The organism is Syntrophales bacterium (genome assembly GCA_026417625.1).
In the GTDB taxonomy this organism is placed as follows: Bacteria; Desulfobacterota; Syntrophia; order Syntrophales; family UBA8958; genus JAOACW01.
Genome location: JAOACW010000004.1, coordinates 12,494 through 29,696, shown reverse-complemented (window position 1 = coordinate 29,696; position 17,203 = coordinate 12,494). Strand labels below are relative to the sequence as shown.

The window sequence follows — 17,203 nt, the reverse complement described above, 5'->3', positions numbered from 1 at the left end:
ATCGTAGGAGGTAAATATGAGGAGTAAGCTTGCAGTAGGCCTAAATTTGAAATACCAGCCTGTGGCTATCTTATGGACGGATGTGAAACCAGAAGGTGCTAAGGAATTTCGACCGGGCAGATGGGGATGTGTAATGTGGATGCTTTCTGCTGCTGCTAAAGGTACACCAGCGGTTTTTTCCAGAGAAACATATGGATGCTGGGGGGGCGGTGTTGGGCTTGGGTTTGGAAACCAGTACCTCTCATTTCCGGGAGGTTTAGAGGGATTTTATTATTTTTTATCCATTGGAAATGCTGGAAGGGAGGAGGGTAGGCGAATCGCGGAGGATTTGGCACCCCATGCAAGGGAGGAATTTTTGGAAGATTTTCTGCAGGGCGAGGGTTACGTAAAGTCTCCTGCGCTTGTTGAGGGGTTCGTAAAGGAACTACCTATCTTTGAGGTGCCTACCCGATACGTGGTTTTTTCACCCCTGAGCAGTGTAGATCCTGAGGTCGTGAAACCTGAAGTCGTGGTTTTTCTGGTTAATCCCCATCAGCTTTGTGCCCTTGTTATAATGGCTAACTATGGTCGAAAGGGGGTTAATAATGTTGTTGTGCCTTACGCTGCGGCCTGTCAGACAATAGGTATATTTGCTTATAAGGAGTGTCGTTCAGAATATCCACGGGCGGTTCTCGGTCTCACAGACATATCGGCTCGTTTGCATATGAAAAACTTACTGGAACCGGATGTTTTTACAATGGCTGTTCCCTGGCAACTTTTCTTGGAGATGGAAAACGAGGTAGCAGGCAGTTTTCTTGAGAAGCGAACATGGAGAACCTTAATTCAAGCCGATTGTTGAGTTCTTTACGTTCAACCGGTATTTTAGGGGCTACTTCTTCCCGGAAATGTTAAAAAAGATATTGTGTATGCAAAAGAAGCAAAGAAGAGGAGTGATGAAAAGCCCCATTCCACGGATATTATCATTGAAACTACCGATCCAAGGACGGAAAAACAGCCGTTTACCCCCCAAGCCCATGCGAAAAGATGGCTGTTCTTATGTGTGATTGATCTCACCCCCAAAGGAAATGGCATTCCCATCAAGAATGCAGGGGGAAAGGTAAATATAATGAATAGAATCTTTTTTACAATAAATGGATATCCCATTGTGTGTTTTATTGCGGGATACAACAATATTGCGTAGAGAATCATGAGTGGTGGTATTAAAACAAGGTGTATTTCTTCTATTTTTTCTTTAAAGCTGTTTATCTTCGTCGTGAAATAACTTCCCAATCCTGAGGCAAGAAGGACAAAGGCAATAACATAAGCAGCGGTCTTTATGGGAAATCCAAAGTAGAGATTGTAAAGGTTTATCAGTGCTATTTCTGCGCACATGAACCCCATTCCAATTCCTCCGAAGTAGAAGAATACCCTTTTTTTTCCGATTTTGGGGTCTTTGTTTTTTTGGAGTAAAGCAGGTACTATTAAAGTAAAGGCTAGGGGAAGGATTTGCAGTAGTGTTAAGAATACCACGATGTAACCCACTTCCAGAAAGGGTAAATTCGTTCTACCTATAATACGGGCGAGATACGGTACTTTTTCCAATTTCAAAAATTGGGCAAAGAATGGTTTCATATCCGTCACTGGAGAAATATGAAATTCGTATTCTTTGATAAATGTTTCCCTTCCCGGAGAGAGCAATTGATCAATGGCAGAGGGCAATAATTCCTCGCTCGACCCATGATGGATGAGCGATTGCTGAGGTCTCTCATTCGGTATGATGAGAGGCGTGAATTTCATTATATTACAGAAACGTTTTATGTTTACCACCTCCTTAGGTGTGAGGACACTTTTTTTAACAACAAAGGTTATAGTATTCCAACTCTGCACGGCTGCTATGTGGTTTTTGGTGTCTTTAATCCCTCTGTTTTCCAGAAGTTGAAGTAGTGACGCGAGCAACCTAAGAGAATAACGTGGGGGGTTATCAACGAAACAAGTGATAATGATAATACCATCTGGTGTCAAAATCTGCCACATATCTTCTAGTGCATCGATGGTGAAAAGATAGTGTTCAGAAAGGGCGTTCATTCCTGTACCACCAAAGGAGGCGTACAACACAGGAAGAATAACGGTATCGAATTTTTCTTTTGTTTTTTGGAGCCACCCACGGGGATCGTCATTAATAAGATCTATTTTACTCCAGTCATTTTTTGGCAGTTCATGGTGGGACAGCTCTTCCCTAATCAAATTGACAAGTATCGGGTTCATTTCGACGATTGTCACCTTATGAGGGTTTTTGGCAATTGCGTGAAATGCGTGAACGCCAGTTGAGGCGCCGAGAATGAGGATCTTTTTACGCGGACCTATGTGGTATGGCAAACATTGAGTGGTATGATCCAAGATGTTAATTATCTCACTCGCTGTACCCGAAGGAATGGGTCCCACATAATCTCCATTGATGAAAACTGAACGTACGTTGGGCACATTGCCTGTGTACACCAAGCTGAGACCGGGTGCGAAACGTACAATGGGAGAACTCACTATTTGGAGTAAGCCGTATGAACTGAATACTTCTTTTTCGATTTTTGCTGAAGGATAGAGAAGCACTCTGCTTATGTCTTTGTATTCAGAAGGTATGAGCTTTTTGGGGTTTTTGATCTCGTAAACTATGTATATAGTAGTGAGGAAAATTAAAAGGATGGTAAAAGCATTCCGTTTGTGGGGGAGAGAGATAGATCCACATACAATGGTAAAAAGACCTAAAACTCCTGTGATGTATGATAGATGAAGGGAGTTTAGAAGCAGTAAAGAGATTACTCCGCCTGTGGCGGCTCCTATTAGATTCCAGAAATAAACGAGACCTATGTGGTTTCTGTATTTGATAAAGGTCAGGCCAATTGCAGTGCCGGCGAGTAGAAAGGGTACTGTAAAGGTCACGTACGTCAGAAGTAATTTGAAAAATGGGATAGCTCCCAGAAAGATCATGTAGGAATCGAAACGCAGTAAAGGATGCTGGACAATGGTACTGCATCCCGCTATCGTTGCGCCCATAGTGATTGTTAGAGAGGGGAAAAACCATTCAAATCTTTTACACCACCTTTCCCCAGTGAAGCATAGCACTGTTCCTGATGCACCAAACCCGAGGAGGGCAATAGAGATCACCATGTAAGCAAAATGGTACCATTGGGTGGTAGATAGAAATTGCATCAGAACAATCTGGTAAGCGATGGTTATAGAAGAGATACAAGTCAGGGTGAGTATATGTAAGACGTTCACTTTTGTTTTCCCATTTAAAATTCAGTTTTTTGCCCGTGTTAAAGGTACGAAACGCACGGGCATAAGATTTTTCGTGTAGATTTGGTCATGTGCGTCTTTTTCTACCAGTATTAATGTCTGAACGAAAAATGGTGAGCCCACCGGAATTACCATTCTCCCACCTCTTTTCAATTGCTGGATAAGGGGGGGAGGAATGTATTCACAGGCAGCAGTAACAACTATAGCATCGAACGGGGATTTTTCTGGCCATCCATAAAAGCCGTCTCCTATTTTAACCTCTATGTTTCTATACCCCAGTTTTTTTAACCTTTCCTCCGCTTGCTTCCCTAGAGCTGGTATTATTTCAACCGTGAACACCTCTTTTACGATTTCTGCGAGCACTGCTGCCTGGTATCCCGAACCGGTTCCTATCTCCAGGATTCTATCAGTGGGTTTTGGTTTAATTATCTCAGTCATATAAGCTACAATGTACGGCTGGGAGATTGTCTGTCCATATCCGATAGGAAGAGGGTGATCATCGTAAGCCGAATTAATCCACGTGGCAGGTACAAAAACATGCCTCGGGACTTTTCTCATCGCTTGAATTGTAGCTTTGTCTTTAATGCCGCGCTGAATGATCTGGTTGTTTACCATGGATTCGCGGGCTTTATCCCAGTTCGCGGCCAATAGGGTTGGGGAAAAGCATAAAGAAAGCAGGAATAATCTAAATAGCAGTGATATGACATTACTGGTGTTCATCATCACTGGGATAATCTATCGTTGTTTCATTAATACAGCTGATTTCTGTTCCCGGGTAATAGAACGAGAGGATGTCAGTGAATGAGTAACCTTCCTTTGCCATGACGTAGGCTCCCCATTGGCTCATTCCTACCCCATGTCCAAAACCTTTTCCTTTAAACGTGAAGTTGTTATCCTTTTTTTCCACGTTGAAATTTGTGCTTTTTATAAGTAGCGGATTGAGATATAGTCGAAAGGTATTACTGGAGATCGTGGTTTCTCCCTCGCTGTGAACTATCTTAATCAATCTTGCCCGTCCTGAAGGTCCTATATCTTCGGGTATAATAGCCTCTATGTAACCTATAAGTTTTCCGTTCTTTTTGAGGAGATCCCTTATTGTTTCCTCTGAGAGAGTGTATGTCCAATCCATAGGTGGGGCTATTTCTGTATACTTGTCCGGCATTGATCTAAGATACGGAAGATCAACAGACCACACACGTTTGGCATCTTCTGTATAGCCACCGCTATGGGCGTGAAAATAGGTTAAGGCTATTTTGTTATCGTGAAGAACAACCATTCCTTCCGTTTCTTTGATGGCTCTGTCGGTTGTTTCCTTTTCCACTCCAGCTCCGCCATATGCCTGTGATAAAATGTTTGCCTGCAAATCATAATCTCCTTTTATATTCGTTTTCAGATTGTGTATTGTAAAGGTTCTAGAAGCTACGGCCTGGGCCTTAAGTGTTTCAGGAGGCCATTTGTGTGATATCTCGAGAGGTAAAACTCCGCGGAGATAATCCTCTAGCGGCAAGATATTCACTATTTCCATGGATTCTCCCCTGGGAATGATCCTGAGGGTTCCTCTGTACAGTTTACCGTTTATTGATACAGTTTCTCCATTTGTATCTGAAAGGTAAAGTTCTTCTTTCAGGTCCTTTGCATTTATAGTTAGAGTGTCTTTTCCCTCCTGGTATAGGATGGAGTAATACCCATTTTTCCCTTTGATTTTGATAGCATTATGGGCTTTTACCTTTACAATCTCCGCCCCTGACTGTATGAGGACTCTAACGTCAATGTTTCGCTCTGATTTATTGCACGTTTTTTCACTTTGAAAGGTAGAGTTCCCCATTGTGTGCTCCACAGGCATGAGTGTTGAGAGGATGAGTATTATTATCGCAGTAAATTTCCCTTTTTTCATGGTGGTATCCGTTGAGTTTTCTATAATATCATAACGCACCTTAAATATTCCATGACAAGAATAGATTAGCCGATGAAAGTGATGTTGTGCTATTAACGGATAAAAACCTGGAGGTGTTTTTATGGATGGAACGTATCCTTTTTTTCTTGTGGAGAAAGTGCCTGCCAAACAAACAGCGGTGGTTTACCTGAATCGCCCCGAAAAATTGAACGCCATGAACTGGTCTTTCTGGAGTGATCTTCCTCTTGTTATAAATGATTTGGAAAAGGACCCTGAGGTCCGTGTGGTCATCATAGCTGGTAAAGGGCGTGCGTTTAGCGTGGGGCTTGATGTGTATGACTTTTTCACTCGTTTCCAAGATATACTGGAAGGGAAAAGTCCAGAAAAGAGGGAGGATCTCTATAAACTTATTCTGCAGATGCAGGAAGGGTTCAACAGAATAGCTTATGGAGAGAATATCTACATTGCTGCTGTTCATGGTTATTGTATCGGTGGGGGACTAGATCTGATAGCAGCCTGCGATTTACGTTTAGCTACAAGGGATGCAATATTTTCGCTACGGGAAACACGGATTGCCATTGTGGCCGATATGGGGAGTCTAAATAGGTTACCTAAGATTATAGGTCAGGGCAATACCCGGATGATGGCTTTTACAGGTCGGGATTTCTCTGCGGAAGAGGTAAGGCTCATGGGACTTTTAAATGGTCTCTATGATAATCGTGAAGAATTAATGAGAGAGGCTTGTTACCTCGCGATGGAAATAGCTTCCAATACCAGAGAAGCTGTAATGGGAGCCAAACACATTTTGAACTACATGGATGATCACGGTGTTTTGGATGGTATGAAGTACGTTGCGAGCTGGAATGCCGCTTTTCTCAATCTTCAAAAGATAAGAGAGGTTTTGGCAAAAAAGGGTTAGTTTATAAGTCATTTAACTTTTTAGCTCCCAGTTTTATGGGCAAGACGGTGGTCAGGAGACAGAGAATTATAACCACAGCGAATGATACAGTTGTCAAAAGCAGGTGGACAGGTGTAATTGTTTTTCCAGTGAAATATCTCAGGAACAAATGGTACACCGGAAGTGATTCCAGTAGAATCACTATTGCGATGAAGATTATGGAAAGAGTCATGTAGAGTAGACCACCAAAACTGGTTATGGATTGTGCAGGGTTTTCGGATGAAAAGTCAGGGAAGGCAGCACCAATGCCAACTCCAAGGCCAACAACTGCGGGTGTCATAAGGAGCACCGTTACTGTTGAGAGAGCCATCATAAATGGAGTCACACCTAGGAGGATATTTGAGACCACAGTCAGAAACTCGGCAAGCAGAAAGAGTGGTATGAGGTATACACCGAATTTTACCCATAGGATGGATTGCAGGGAAATGGGCGCAGATTTTACGATCCAGAAAGCCTTCTCTTCCATGCTCACAGCAGGAAACACAAAACGGGCCGCGATGGCAGCCATGACAAATGTGGCGAGTCCCATATTCATAAAAGATAGGATGTTCTGGAGATAGAACGCCTTTAGAGGTGTTTTATCGATAGGTAAAACGGCGAAATTGTACAGGTATATAATTATCAGAGCGGCAATGAGAAACACCTGAGGCCATTGCCTCGCGTCTCGCCAAAAAGTGATAATCTCTTTTATTACTAACCCCCTGATAGGTGGAGGTAAAAAGGAAAAGGCGCGTTTGCTGTATCCGTTTCTAAGTAGGGGTCGGAAGAGGGTTTGTGAAGTTGTCTGTGCCTTTGAAAAACCAGTGAAGTAGATTGATGCTGAGCACCAGGTGGAAACGAATATAAGACTTATAGAAAAGGTACCAATCAAGGCTATGTTGAAGATAGATTGGCCAAGATCTCCCAATAAGATACCCATTATGGCGTCATAAATCCAGGTGGTAGGGAATGCAGGTGTGGGGATTGCCTCCATAGTGCGAAGATAGACAGCAAGCGAAAGGAAAGTTTCCGGGTTAACGAGCTGTTCAGGTCTCAGTAAGCGGATTGCGAATATTAGAGTGGTTATTAGGATAGTTCCTATGAGGATAAAGATGACACGCAGTCGACCTGCGGGAAGCAGAACGGTTACTAGAAGAACGAGAATCGCACTGATGCATACTGCTGTGATACACATAAATATAATTGTTATTAATGTGAGTGGGTAGTAGTGGAAGGATGCATGGAAAACTTTTCCGTACGCCAATAAGACCGGAAAACCAAAAAGTACTACCATCCATGAGCTATCGAGGAAACTTTCCGTCAATCGGGTGAGAAAAATCTCTTCAGGCTTTGCAGGAAGAGCGTGAATGGAAATGAGGTCCGCACTGAGGTAAAGTCTGGTGAGAAGTATGATTATGCTACTGAATATGAGAAGCGTAAATAAGGTTACAATTATCATGTAGAGGAGTTTGGATGCCAGTATGTTCCCAATAACTTCGGTGCGCTGGAAGTAGCTAAGAATTCTGTGGAAAAAAACGAAGATTCCGACCCAAAGGACTATTGTCATTAGCGCGAAAAAGATGAACCGAGTTATCGTTTCTTTTTTGGTTTTTGTTAGTAAACGAAATGACAGAATGCGGGGCCTTAGGAGCACCAAAAAGCAATGCATTACCCGGAAATTTCCCGTGTTAATTTGATAAAAACTTCTTCAAGATCACCTTCTCCGACACTGGCAATTTTCTTTAGATCACCCACTGTCCCTAGGGCTATTAACTTACCTCTGTCGATTATGCCTATACGGTCGCATAGATCTTCGGCCACAGTTAAGGTATGAGTAGATAAAAAAATTGTTTTTCCTTTTCGGACTTGTTCGCGGAATATGTCTTTAACCATTTTCACTGCTGCTGGATCGAGTCCCACCATCGGTTCATCTACAATGATAACCAAGGGATTATGAAGGAGGGCGCTGGCAATTATGAGACGTTGTTTCATACCGTGGGAGTATGACTCGATTAGCTCATTCTTCCATTGGTCCAATCCAAATTGCTCGAGAAGTTCAATAGCTTTTTTTTCTGCTCCTTTTCCAAGTCTGTAAAGATCGGCATAAAACATCATAAATTCCATTCCCGTGAGTTTTTCGTAAATATAGGGTCTGTCCGGTATAAAGCCAATTCTCTTCTTAGCTTCTATGGGATTTTCCTCCATCGAAATCTCATCAATAATTATAGAACCGGACGTGGGTTTGAGTACTCCCCCGAGCATTCTTATGGTTGTTGTCTTTCCTGCACCGTTTGGTCCTATAAAGCCGAACAACTCCCCTCTTTCAACCTTCAGTGATAGACGATCAACTGCAACTAAGTTGTTGTATTTCTTTGTGAGTTCGTGCAAGTGAATCACTTCATCTCCAGTATTCTGATATGGATTTGACCGATTAAACTGATTAGATCTATCTGGTTTTCTAAATCCCCCCTTATGAACCGTATATGAGTGACATCTGCGGGAATTTGATCCATGACTGCATCAGCTGTGATCCATTTTTTGAGATTTTTTATGTAAAATGCGTTCCATGCATGAAAGTAAAACCGCCCTTCTTGGTAGACGAGGCCTGTTTCCACTGCTGTTGGTATACCCGCTGCCCTTCCAAATGCTGCTACAAGAACAGCGTGTTCTGTGCAGTCTCCCATTCTCCTATTTAGCGTTTCTAGGGCATTCGAAAGTGCAAATACAGGACATTTCTCAATGTTTTTATGAACCCAAGATACAATTTTCCTCGCTTTTACCATGTCATCCTTTTCTTTTCCCAATATTTTGTTGACTGCATCTGTTATTTCTGGATGATCGGACTGAATAAAAGGAGATGGTTTTAGGAAAAATTCAGGGTTCCCCAGATCACCTGATTCACTGCCGTCTACTGGGAGGTTTTCTTTAACTATGGTTAGAGTTTTACCATCCCAAATTTGGCGGCCACCATGTAAGGCGAACCTCTCCGCATAGGGTATGATAAGCTCTATTTTCAATATGCTTATGTTTTTGTGATTTGGAATGGGTAAATTCGGAAGCACGGAAGCTGAGAATACTATGTCCGTGCTACCTGTATTATCTTCGATAATGCTTGCTAAAGCCTCTTCTTTGGTTGTTCTTTCTAACACAAACCCCATTGCTCCCTCTTCTCGCATAATGCGGCCATGATCGTCTATCCATGCGAGTTGTGTTGCTCCTTTAAAGTCAATTGAAATTTTTGTGAGATCCATATATCTATCTCTCATTTTAATCCTACCTTTACCCACTTTTGTAATCTTTACTGTAACGGTTCCCAGTGTTGCGGGGTCGAAGATAGGTATAGAGATGATTTTCCCCTCTTCTAAATTTCCTTGGAGGAGCACTTCTCTAAGACCTGTTGACATGTATGGTTTTTCTTTTAGGATCAGATCGTATCGTCTGGACATACCTTTTGGTCCTGCTTCAAGTATTAGTCTTCTCCCCTGAATTCTGCCACGGGCCTCATAACTGGAGAAGTTCGACTGAAGTTCCATTTCAAAGGAGGACAAGGTAAAATCTCTATTCAGTCTTCCTTTGGTGGAGAGTTTAACAGCTTGAACGGTGCCCATGGCATTTATCCTTAGGAATATTGCTTCCGAAACTCTGTATCCTCCATTCTCTCGCGTAAAAACACGATGGCAATATCCCACTTTCTGTCCTTCTCTATAAATGCTCATCCATGATTCATCTTCATGGATTTTGCCTGTTTTGGAGACAGGATTGGATAGAGGGGATGGTGTGTCTTCAGCCACGATGTAGTTTAGTTTTATGAGAAGGAGGAAAAGGAAGAAGGTTATACACAACCCCCCGGCTATATGGTGCCATCTCAGTCTTCCGTTCATGGTCCAGTGTTTTAGAAAGTTTTATTACGCGTATTGTTTATTTTGTCAATTCGATCCTAAAAATGGTCTTGCTATGTGCAAATATTTTTGGTAGGGACCGCCCCTATGGAAGAGGAAAAAGATACACTGAATCACGCACGGAATGTTTTAAAAATCGAGGCTGAGAGTATCCTAGCCTTAGTGGATAGACTTGATGAATCCTTTGTAAAGGCTGTGAATACAATACTTGACTCGAAAGGCAGGGTTATAGTTACGGGATTGGGAAAATCAGGCCTCGTGGGGAGAAAGATTGTAGCAACGCTGACAAGCACAGGAACTCCCGCTATATTTCTTCATCCTGTAGAGGGTTTGCACGGTGACCTGGGCATAGTTACGAAAGATGATGTTATCCTTGCGATTTCTAACAGCGGCGAGACACATGAGGTTAATACCATTGTAAAAAATATTCGTCAGATTGGAATACCTGTGATTTCATTTACAGGTCGTTCCGATTCAACCCTGGCAAAGATGAGTGATGTGATTGTTGACGTTGGTGTTGAACGTGAAGCCTGCCCCTTTGGTCTTGCGCCTACTTCCAGTTCCACCGCGGCACTTGCTATGGGTGATGCTCTTGCCATAGCTTTAGTCCACAAAAGAAATTTTAAGGAACAAGATTTCTTCAAATTTCACCCCGGAGGTCATCTTGGCGCACGCCTGAGGAGCAGAGTCCGCGATATAATGATACAGGGTGCCATGGTTCCTAAAGTTATCTCGGGGACCCCCGTAAACGTGGCTATTGAAGAGATGGACAATAAGAACAGAGGGTTTGTGCTCGTAGTGGATGGTAATGATATTTTGAAGGGAATACTTACTGACGGTGACCTTCGTCGCTTGGTTCGCCGTGGGCGGGCTTTTATGGATAAACCCATTGACGAGTTTATGACTAGAAATCCCAAGACGATTGACGAAAATACCTCCATAGCGGAAACCATAGAGACTATGCAGCGGTTGGAAATAACGACCCTAGTGGTAATTGACCAAGATAATAGGTTGCGGGGTTACATACATTTACACGACATTTTAGGTCGGGGCGGAACAATAAGAATTTCTGTCTAAAGCCTTCCTTAAAGAATCAAAGGCCAGTTTTAAAACTGGCCTTTCGTATTCATGGTAGGCGGTACTGGATTTGAACCAGTGACTTCTACCGTGTGAAGGTAGCACTCTCCCGCTGAGTTAACCGCCCGTTGACTCAATTTATACATCAAAGATGTCTCCTTTTCAAGGCCAAAGTTTTATCTTTGCGGCCAGGTTAACAGAGACAGTAGTAACATGGTAATTGCCATGAGAACGGCAATGATTGTGGGCCAAATCTTTTGCAGGTTAGCGGGCATTTGAGCTTCGCTCCTCGATGAACTACTTTTGTCGACTGTTAGGGGTTCTTCTCTTTTTCGCATTTCAGTTTTCGAAGCTGACTCTATGGCTGCGGCGGATTTAGCTTCGAGAATGGCCATTTCCTTTCTAAACTCTTCCATGTTTTTCTTGAAGGTACCCATTTTATTTGCCTTTGACAATGAGATTATTTCAATTTTAAATTCTTTTCTTCCCCAATTCAACAAAAAACCCCATCCAATAACTGAATGGGGTTTCTGAGAAGAAGGGTTTTATATAAGCATTTCGTAAATTCCAGCGGCACCCATGCCACCGCCAATGCACATGGAGACAATGCCCCATTTGCTACCCCGTCGTTTCATTTCGTATATCAGCTGAGCGGTTAGTTTCGCCCCTGTGCAACCTAGGGGGTGTCCGAGGGCAATTGCACCACCGTTTGGGTTCACATCTCCAGCCCAGTATCGGTCCTCTATACCTAGAGCACGGCAACAATATATAAACTGCGAAGCAAAGGCTTCGTTTATTTCGAATAGATCTATATCCTTTAGACTCATGCCTGCCATCTTCAGTACCTTAGGTATGGCATATACTGGACCGATTCCCATTTCTTCAGCGGGGCAACCGGCAACTGCATAGTATGCCAATCTGGCTATAGGTTTTACTCCTAGTTTTTCCGCCTTATCAGCTGACATAACTAGGGCGAAGGCAGCCCCATCTGTCATCTGTGAGGCGTTACCTGCCGTGACTGTTCCACCAACCTTAAAAGGAGATTTTAACCTTCCGAGGTCTTCCATAGTGGTTGGCCAACGGATGCCATCATCTTGTTCAAAAACGAAGGTTTCTCTTACACGTTTTCCATTTTTGAGGATTTTGTACCTGTATGCGGTTATCGGTATAATTTCGTCGTTGAACTTACCTGTTTTTTGAGCCTCATAGGCTCTTCTGTGGCTTTCCATGGCATATCGGTCCTGATCTTCCCTTGAAATGTTGTATTTGGCAGCCACGTTTTCTGCTGTAACGCCCATAGCGATGTAAAGATTTGGCATGCTTCCATCGAATTTCCAATCGGGATCGGGACGGAAAACACTACCTCCCATCGGGATGTGGGTCATTGTTTCACATCCCCCAGCGATAATAACATCTGACCATCCCGCTTTTATCTTAGCAGTGGCATCAGCAATGGACTGGAGGCCTGACGAACAAAACCTGTTTATTGTCATGCCGCATGTGGATATGGGAAGACCAGCGCCTATGGCTAGGATTCTACCTAAGTTCATACCAGTTTCGCCTTCGGGAAAAGAACAACCCACAATCAAATCATCTACGTCCTCTGGGGGGAGCTGGGGCACTCTTTTGAGGAGACCTTTAACTACCTGGATGCCGAATTCTTCTGCTCTTGTTGCGGCAAGCCCCCCTCTTCTGTATCTGCCTCCCGGACTCCTTACAGCATCGATGATAACGGCGTCTGTCATTTTTATTACCTCCAAGTTTAAAAGGAAAAAGTTTGTTCAGGTTTCGATTTCCTCAGTTACGCAAGGGTTTTCCTGTTGTTAACATATGCATTATTCTGTCTTGTGTTTTTTTCTCACCTGCAAGACTGAGGAAAGCTTCCTTTTCTAGTTCCAGTATGTCCTGTTCCGTGACGAAAGTGCCTTCGGGACAGTCCCCACCGGATAGTACATAGGCCAATTTTCTCCCTATGTGTATGTCATATTCGGTTATGAAGTTGCCGTGGTACATATTGTACAGAACAGCTTCTGCTATTCCTCTCAAGTTTTCCCCCATAACGGGAATACGGGCTGGTTCAGGTTTTTTGTAGAACCTTGATAGACCAAGAACAACCTCTTTAGCATCCCACAACTGCTGATCTTTGTTCATGGAGATTCCATCAGTTTTGCGGAGATAACCCAGTTCCATAGCTTCTTGGGCACTGGACGATACCTTTGCCATTCCTATGTTTTCAAAAGCTTTTGCATAAATAGTTTGGAGATTCAGACCTGCTTCCACAACACCCTCGGGTAGTCCTTCTGTGAGACGTACCATGAGTTCTTTACAACCGCCGCCTGCGGGTATCACCCCAACTCCCACTTCTACCAGCCCCATGTACGTTTCTGCGCATGCCTGACATTTCGCCCCATGCATTGCCATTTCGCAACCTCCACCGAGTGTTAGGCCAGCTGGTGCCATAACAACCGGCTTAGACAAATACTTCATCCGCATATTAGCATTCTGGAAATCGGTTATCATCTGTTCCAGGATGTCCCAATCGTTCAACTGGATTAGTGTTAGCACTTTGAATAGGTTTGCACCTGCTGAAAAATGAGGTCCGTTGTTTCCTACAACAAGACCGAGAAAGTCCTTCTCAACTATGTCACAACTCTTCATTATCATGGAAATGATCTGGTCATCCACAGTGTTCATCTTAGTGTGGAACTCGAGCAAGGCAACACCATCATCTATGTCTATCAGTGATGCGCCGGGATTGGAGACAATAACTTTGTTTCTATCTTTGAGATTAGCCAGTATGATTATTCGCGGGTTCTCTTCAACTTTGACGTATCCCTTTTTCTCGAAATCATAGCAGTAGAGGCCATCCTCTTTTCGTAGATAGAAGCTTTCATAGCCAAGTGACAACATTTCCTCAACTTTTTCTGGGACGGGCAAATTTAGTTGTTTCATTACACCCACAACGTTACGTACGCCTAGAGCATCCCAGGTTTCAAATGGTCCAAGGGCGTGGTTGTATCCCCACTTCATGGCGTTATCGATGGCTACGATAGTATCACATATCTCTGGAATTCTGTTTGCCGCGTAAATGAAATTGTTGCAAAGATATTCTCTTACCAACTCGGAAGCCCTGTCGTTTCCGTTGAAAACGATTTTAACAGTTGCCGCTGGTCCTTCATCTGCTTTCTTTTTGGCAAGCGATATGGATTCAAATTTCGGTTTACTGGCGGGTAAGTACTCCATTGTATTGTAGTCTAATACCATTTTTTCTCTTTTGCCCTTAGTTTCAGGGATTTTTTTGTAGAAACCCTGTTTAGTTTTGTTTCCCAACCATTTAAGTTCCATCATTTTTTCGAGGAACGGGGGAGGGACAAAAAGCCCACGAGCTTCGTCGTGAGGAACTGCGTTGTAGAGATTTTTCATTACGTGGTAGGCAGTATCTAGACCAACGATGTCTAGAGTTCCGAATATAGCAGATCCTGGTCTTCCTACAGCCTTTCCCAGGATTGTGTCTGTTTCTTCGATTTTGAATCCTTTTTCTATGGTAAGTCTTATCGCGTTGGCAATGTCGAAGGCCCCTATACGGTTACCTACGAAGTTTGGAACGTCTTTGCAGATAACAACCCCTTTGCCAAGAACCTGTTCGCCGAACTTAACCATGTAATCAATGACATTTTGATCCGTTTCCGGTCCTGGAATTATTTCCAGGAGTTTCATATATCTTGGAGGATTAAAGAAATGAGTTCCGAGGAATCTTCTCTTCATATTTTTGCCGAGGTTGGCGCATATCTCTCTAATTGGGATCCCTGATGTGTTGGTGGAAACTATACAGTTTTGGCTGATGACTTTTTCAACCCGGGCCAAAAGTTCTTGTTTGATTTTAAGGTTTTCTACAACAGCTTCAATGACCCAGTCCACTTCTTGCAGCTTTTCGAGGTCATCTTCAAAGTTACCTATCGTTATGAGAGATGCTTTTTTCTTACTAAAAAAACTTGCCGGTTTTGACTGTAAAGCATTTGCTAAACCATTCGCGGCAAACTTGTTTCTCCACTCTTTACTTTGGTCTGTTAAACCTTTCTTTCTATCTTCCTCTGTCAATTCGGGTGGTACGATGTCGAGCAGGTAACATGGTATTCCAGCATTGGCAAGGTGGGCAGCGATTGCGGCTCCCATAACCCCCGCGCCCAAAACGGCCGCTTTTTTGATTTCATAATCCATGATTTCCTCCTTCATCATTAGGCATCGTTTCGCAGTTAGTCTTAAAAAGATTCAATTGCCAATTCCATAGGTATCTTTTCACCCATTTTAATGGCCTCACATCGCGCCTTAACAGTGGTCAACACTTCCACGGCAAAAAATTTAGCTGCAGCTATTTTCCCTTCGTAGAAGGCCACATCAGCGTTTTTATGCACAAGGGCTCGTTTTTTTCCTATGGTATCCGCTCCCTCAGCTTCATATATGGCCTCAAGTTTTCTATAGGCGATTTCCGCACCCCACAGCAGAAAATGACCGAGGAGCAGATCGCCAAATATCTCCAGGTAGGGTGAGGCGTAAAGGATGGGTATGAGGAAGCTTGAACTTTTACCTAGATTTGCAAACGTCGTAGTGAGGTCTGCGAAGGCCCGGTATGCCTCTTCAAGTTTTGATGAGTACTTTGCAAGGGCCGGGATTATCATCGTTTTATTTATTGTAGACTGTATTTCTGCTGCCATATTCATCACGTTCTGCCCTTTATTTTGTCCGAGTTTCCTTCCCACAAGATCGAGGGCTTGGATGCCGTTGGTGCCCTCGTAAATGGTGGCGATTTTAACATCCCGCATGTGCTGTTCAACTGGATATTCCTGGCAGTATCCGTAACCACCGTGGACATCAATTGCTTTTGAAGTTACCAAACAGGCCATATCTGAAGAGTAGGCTTTGCAGATGGGTATAAGAAGATCGGCGAATCCCTGATATTTTGCTTTCTCTTCAGCTGATTTAGAGGTTTTTACCTTGTCTAGGGAATACGCGGCAAAATAATTCAAGGCCCTTATCCCCTCTACGAAAGCTTTCATCCAAAGTAGATCTCTGCGCACATCGGGATGCATAATTATGGGAACGGGTTTGGCGTCGGGGTTTTTCATTTCCCATATCGGGATGCTCTGGATCCTTTCTTTTGCGTATCGAAGGGCCTGTTCATAAGCGGCAGATGCGTGTCCGAGGGATTGGAGTCCCACCTCTAGACGTGCCTCATTCATGAGATTGAACATTATTTTCATTCCTTCTCTTTCTTTTCCTAGAAGTTCACCAATGCAATTTCCGTCCTCACCAAAGACCAGGGTACAAGTTGCTGATCCTTTAATACCCATCTTGTGTTCCACATTGCCTGTTTTTACATCGTTAGGTTCGCCGAGTGAACCATCCTCGTTTACACGTATCTTGGGAACCACAAAAATCGAGATGCCTGCAGTCCCAGGAGGATCTCCTTCTATACGGGCAAGGACAGTGTGAATGATGTTTTCCGTTAGGTCGTGATCTCCTGCTGATATAAAGCATTTAGTGCCTGAAATCAGATATTTACCATCAGGTAGACGTTTTGCAGTGGTTCTCAACGCCCCAACATCTGTGCCCGCCCACGGTTCTGTCAGACACATGGTTCCACCCCACTGCCCGGAATACATCTTGTAAAGATATTTGTTTTTCATTTCTTCTGTTCCATACAGTTCTATTAGATGGGCAGCTCCACTGGTGAGACCTGCGTACATTAGAAATGAAAAATTGGCTGCGGCAAAATATTCCGAACAAGCTAGGGCTACTGTGAACGGCATCCCCTGTCCTCCATATTCTGGTGATCTCACCATCGCCAACCACCCACCATCACAGAACTTTTTGAATGCATCGTGGAAGCACTTTGGGACCCTCACTTGTCCTCTTTCGTCTATATGGCAGCCTTCACGGTCACCTTGAGAGAATGTAGGAAGTATGGTGTTAATTGCCATTTTTTCTGCTTCGTTTTGTATCATGAGCACCGTATCCTTTGAGTATTCCTCGTAAGGTTCTTTTCCAAGGAAGTCCTGAATGTTGAACTGCTCAAATAAGAGGAATTGTTGATCTCTGGTATTTACCAAACCATTACCCATATAATGC

13 protein-coding genes and 1 tRNA gene are annotated in these 17,203 nt (G+C 43.4%); 3 read left to right on the top strand and 11 right to left on the bottom strand.

Features of this window, described 5'->3' with window-relative positions:
• Positions 1-16 precede the first annotated feature (16 nt).
• Positions 17-838, top strand: coding sequence for a DUF169 domain-containing protein (locus N2317_04040; protein MCX7816667.1), 822 nt, complete (start codon positions 17-19; stop codon positions 836-838).
• Positions 839-861: 23 nt separating this feature from the next.
• Here the strand turns inward: N2317_04040 and N2317_04035 are convergent, their stop codons facing one another.
• Genes N2317_04035 through N2317_04025 form a run of 3 tightly spaced genes read right to left on the bottom strand, consistent with a single transcriptional unit; the run spans position 862 to position 5,164 of the window.
• Positions 862-3,252, bottom strand: a complete 2,391-nt coding sequence (locus N2317_04035) for a hypothetical protein (GenBank protein ID MCX7816666.1) — start codon at positions 3,250-3,252, stop codon at positions 862-864.
• A 21-nt stretch (positions 3,253-3,273) separates the two neighbouring features.
• A complete protein-coding gene (locus N2317_04030) occupies positions 3,274-3,990 on the bottom strand; it encodes a protein-L-isoaspartate(D-aspartate) O-methyltransferase (GenBank protein ID MCX7816665.1) in 717 nt (238 codons plus the stop codon).
• Positions 3,977-5,164: a SpoIID/LytB domain-containing protein gene (locus N2317_04025; protein MCX7816664.1), complete on the bottom strand. Its 1,188-nt coding sequence runs from the start codon at positions 5,162-5,164 to the stop codon at positions 3,977-3,979. The genes N2317_04030 and N2317_04025 overlap by 14 nt, the downstream gene beginning before the upstream one ends.
• Positions 5,165-5,285: 121 nt before the next feature.
• On the opposite strand from N2317_04025, the gene N2317_04020 reads away from it, so the two are divergent.
• On the top strand, positions 5,286-6,083 hold the full coding sequence (locus N2317_04020) for an enoyl-CoA hydratase-related protein (protein ID MCX7816663.1): 798 nt from the start codon (positions 5,286-5,288) through the stop codon (positions 6,081-6,083).
• 1 nt (position 6,084) lies between these two features.
• Here N2317_04020 and N2317_04015 read toward each other — a convergent pair whose 3' ends face one another.
• The 3 genes from N2317_04015 to N2317_04005 are packed head-to-tail and all read right to left on the bottom strand — an operon-like array spanning position 6,085 to position 9,982.
• Positions 6,085-7,770, bottom strand: a complete 1,686-nt coding sequence (locus N2317_04015; GenBank protein ID MCX7816662.1) for a hypothetical protein — start codon at positions 7,768-7,770, stop codon at positions 6,085-6,087.
• Positions 7,770-8,498, bottom strand: a complete 729-nt coding sequence (locus tag N2317_04010) for an ABC transporter ATP-binding protein (protein ID MCX7816661.1) — start codon at positions 8,496-8,498, stop codon at positions 7,770-7,772. The genes N2317_04015 and N2317_04010 overlap by 1 nt, the downstream gene beginning before the upstream one ends.
• Complete coding sequence (locus N2317_04005) at positions 8,495-9,982, bottom strand: transglutaminase-like domain-containing protein (protein MCX7816660.1); 1,488 nt, start codon at positions 9,980-9,982, stop codon at positions 8,495-8,497. Before N2317_04005 ends, N2317_04010 begins: the two co-directional genes overlap by 4 nt.
• A 105-nt stretch (positions 9,983-10,087) precedes the next feature.
• Between N2317_04005 and N2317_04000 the strand changes: the two genes are divergently transcribed.
• Entirely contained in the window at positions 10,088-11,077 is a 990-nt protein-coding gene (locus N2317_04000; protein ID MCX7816659.1) for a KpsF/GutQ family sugar-phosphate isomerase, read from the top strand.
• A 52-nt stretch (positions 11,078-11,129) separates the two neighbouring features.
• On the opposite strand, the gene N2317_03995 is transcribed toward N2317_04000, so the two are convergent.
• The 5 genes from N2317_03995 to N2317_03975 form a co-directional block, all read right to left on the bottom strand.
• Positions 11,130-11,204 (bottom strand) — tRNA-Val (locus N2317_03995).
• Positions 11,205-11,253: 49 nt separating this feature from the next.
• Entirely contained in the window at positions 11,254-11,514 is a 261-nt protein-coding gene (locus N2317_03990) for a hypothetical protein (GenBank protein MCX7816658.1), read from the bottom strand.
• 108 nt (positions 11,515-11,622) lie between these two features.
• Positions 11,623-12,822 carry a thiolase family protein gene (locus tag N2317_03985; protein MCX7816657.1) on the bottom strand — a complete coding sequence of 400 codons (1,200 nt, stop codon included), beginning with the start codon at positions 12,820-12,822 and terminating at the stop codon, positions 11,623-11,625.
• A gap of 52 nt (positions 12,823-12,874) precedes the next feature.
• Complete coding sequence (locus N2317_03980; protein ID MCX7816656.1) at positions 12,875-15,295, bottom strand: 3-hydroxyacyl-CoA dehydrogenase/enoyl-CoA hydratase family protein; 2,421 nt, start codon at positions 15,293-15,295, stop codon at positions 12,875-12,877.
• A 41-nt stretch (positions 15,296-15,336) separates the two neighbouring features.
• Positions 15,337-17,196: an acyl-CoA dehydrogenase gene (locus N2317_03975; protein ID MCX7816655.1), complete on the bottom strand. Its 1,860-nt coding sequence runs from the start codon at positions 17,194-17,196 to the stop codon at positions 15,337-15,339.
• Positions 17,197-17,203 lie beyond the last annotated feature (7 nt).

What these genes read in the sequence shown, in the direction of transcription:
- N2317_03990 (MCX7816658.1), bottom strand. Translation starts at nt 11,514, where the DNA reads ATGGGTACCTTCAAGAAAAACATGGAAGAGTTTAGAAAGGAAATGGCC.
- N2317_04005 (MCX7816660.1), bottom strand. Translation starts at nt 9,982, where the DNA reads ATGAACGGAAGACTGAGATGGCACCATATAGCCGGGGGGTTGTGTATA.
- N2317_03985 (MCX7816657.1), bottom strand. Translation starts at nt 12,822, where the DNA reads ATGACAGACGCCGTTATCATCGATGCTGTAAGGAGTCCGGGAGGCAGA.
- N2317_03975 (MCX7816655.1), bottom strand. Translation starts at nt 17,196, where the DNA reads ATGGGTAATGGTTTGGTAAATACCAGAGATCAACAATTCCTCTTATTT.
- N2317_03980 (MCX7816656.1), bottom strand. Translation starts at nt 15,295, where the DNA reads ATGGATTATGAAATCAAAAAAGCGGCCGTTTTGGGCGCGGGGGTTATG.
- N2317_04030 (MCX7816665.1), bottom strand. Translation starts at nt 3,990, where the DNA reads ATGAACACCAGTAATGTCATATCACTGCTATTTAGATTATTCCTGCTT.
- N2317_04040 (MCX7816667.1), top strand. Translation starts at nt 17, where the DNA reads ATGAGGAGTAAGCTTGCAGTAGGCCTAAATTTGAAATACCAGCCTGTG.
- N2317_04025 (MCX7816664.1), bottom strand. Translation starts at nt 5,164, where the DNA reads ATGAAAAAAGGGAAATTTACTGCGATAATAATACTCATCCTCTCAACA.
- N2317_04000 (MCX7816659.1), top strand. Translation starts at nt 10,088, where the DNA reads ATGGAAGAGGAAAAAGATACACTGAATCACGCACGGAATGTTTTAAAA.
- N2317_04020 (MCX7816663.1), top strand. Translation starts at nt 5,286, where the DNA reads ATGGATGGAACGTATCCTTTTTTTCTTGTGGAGAAAGTGCCTGCCAAA.
- N2317_04015 (MCX7816662.1), bottom strand. Translation starts at nt 7,770, where the DNA reads ATGCATTGCTTTTTGGTGCTCCTAAGGCCCCGCATTCTGTCATTTCGT.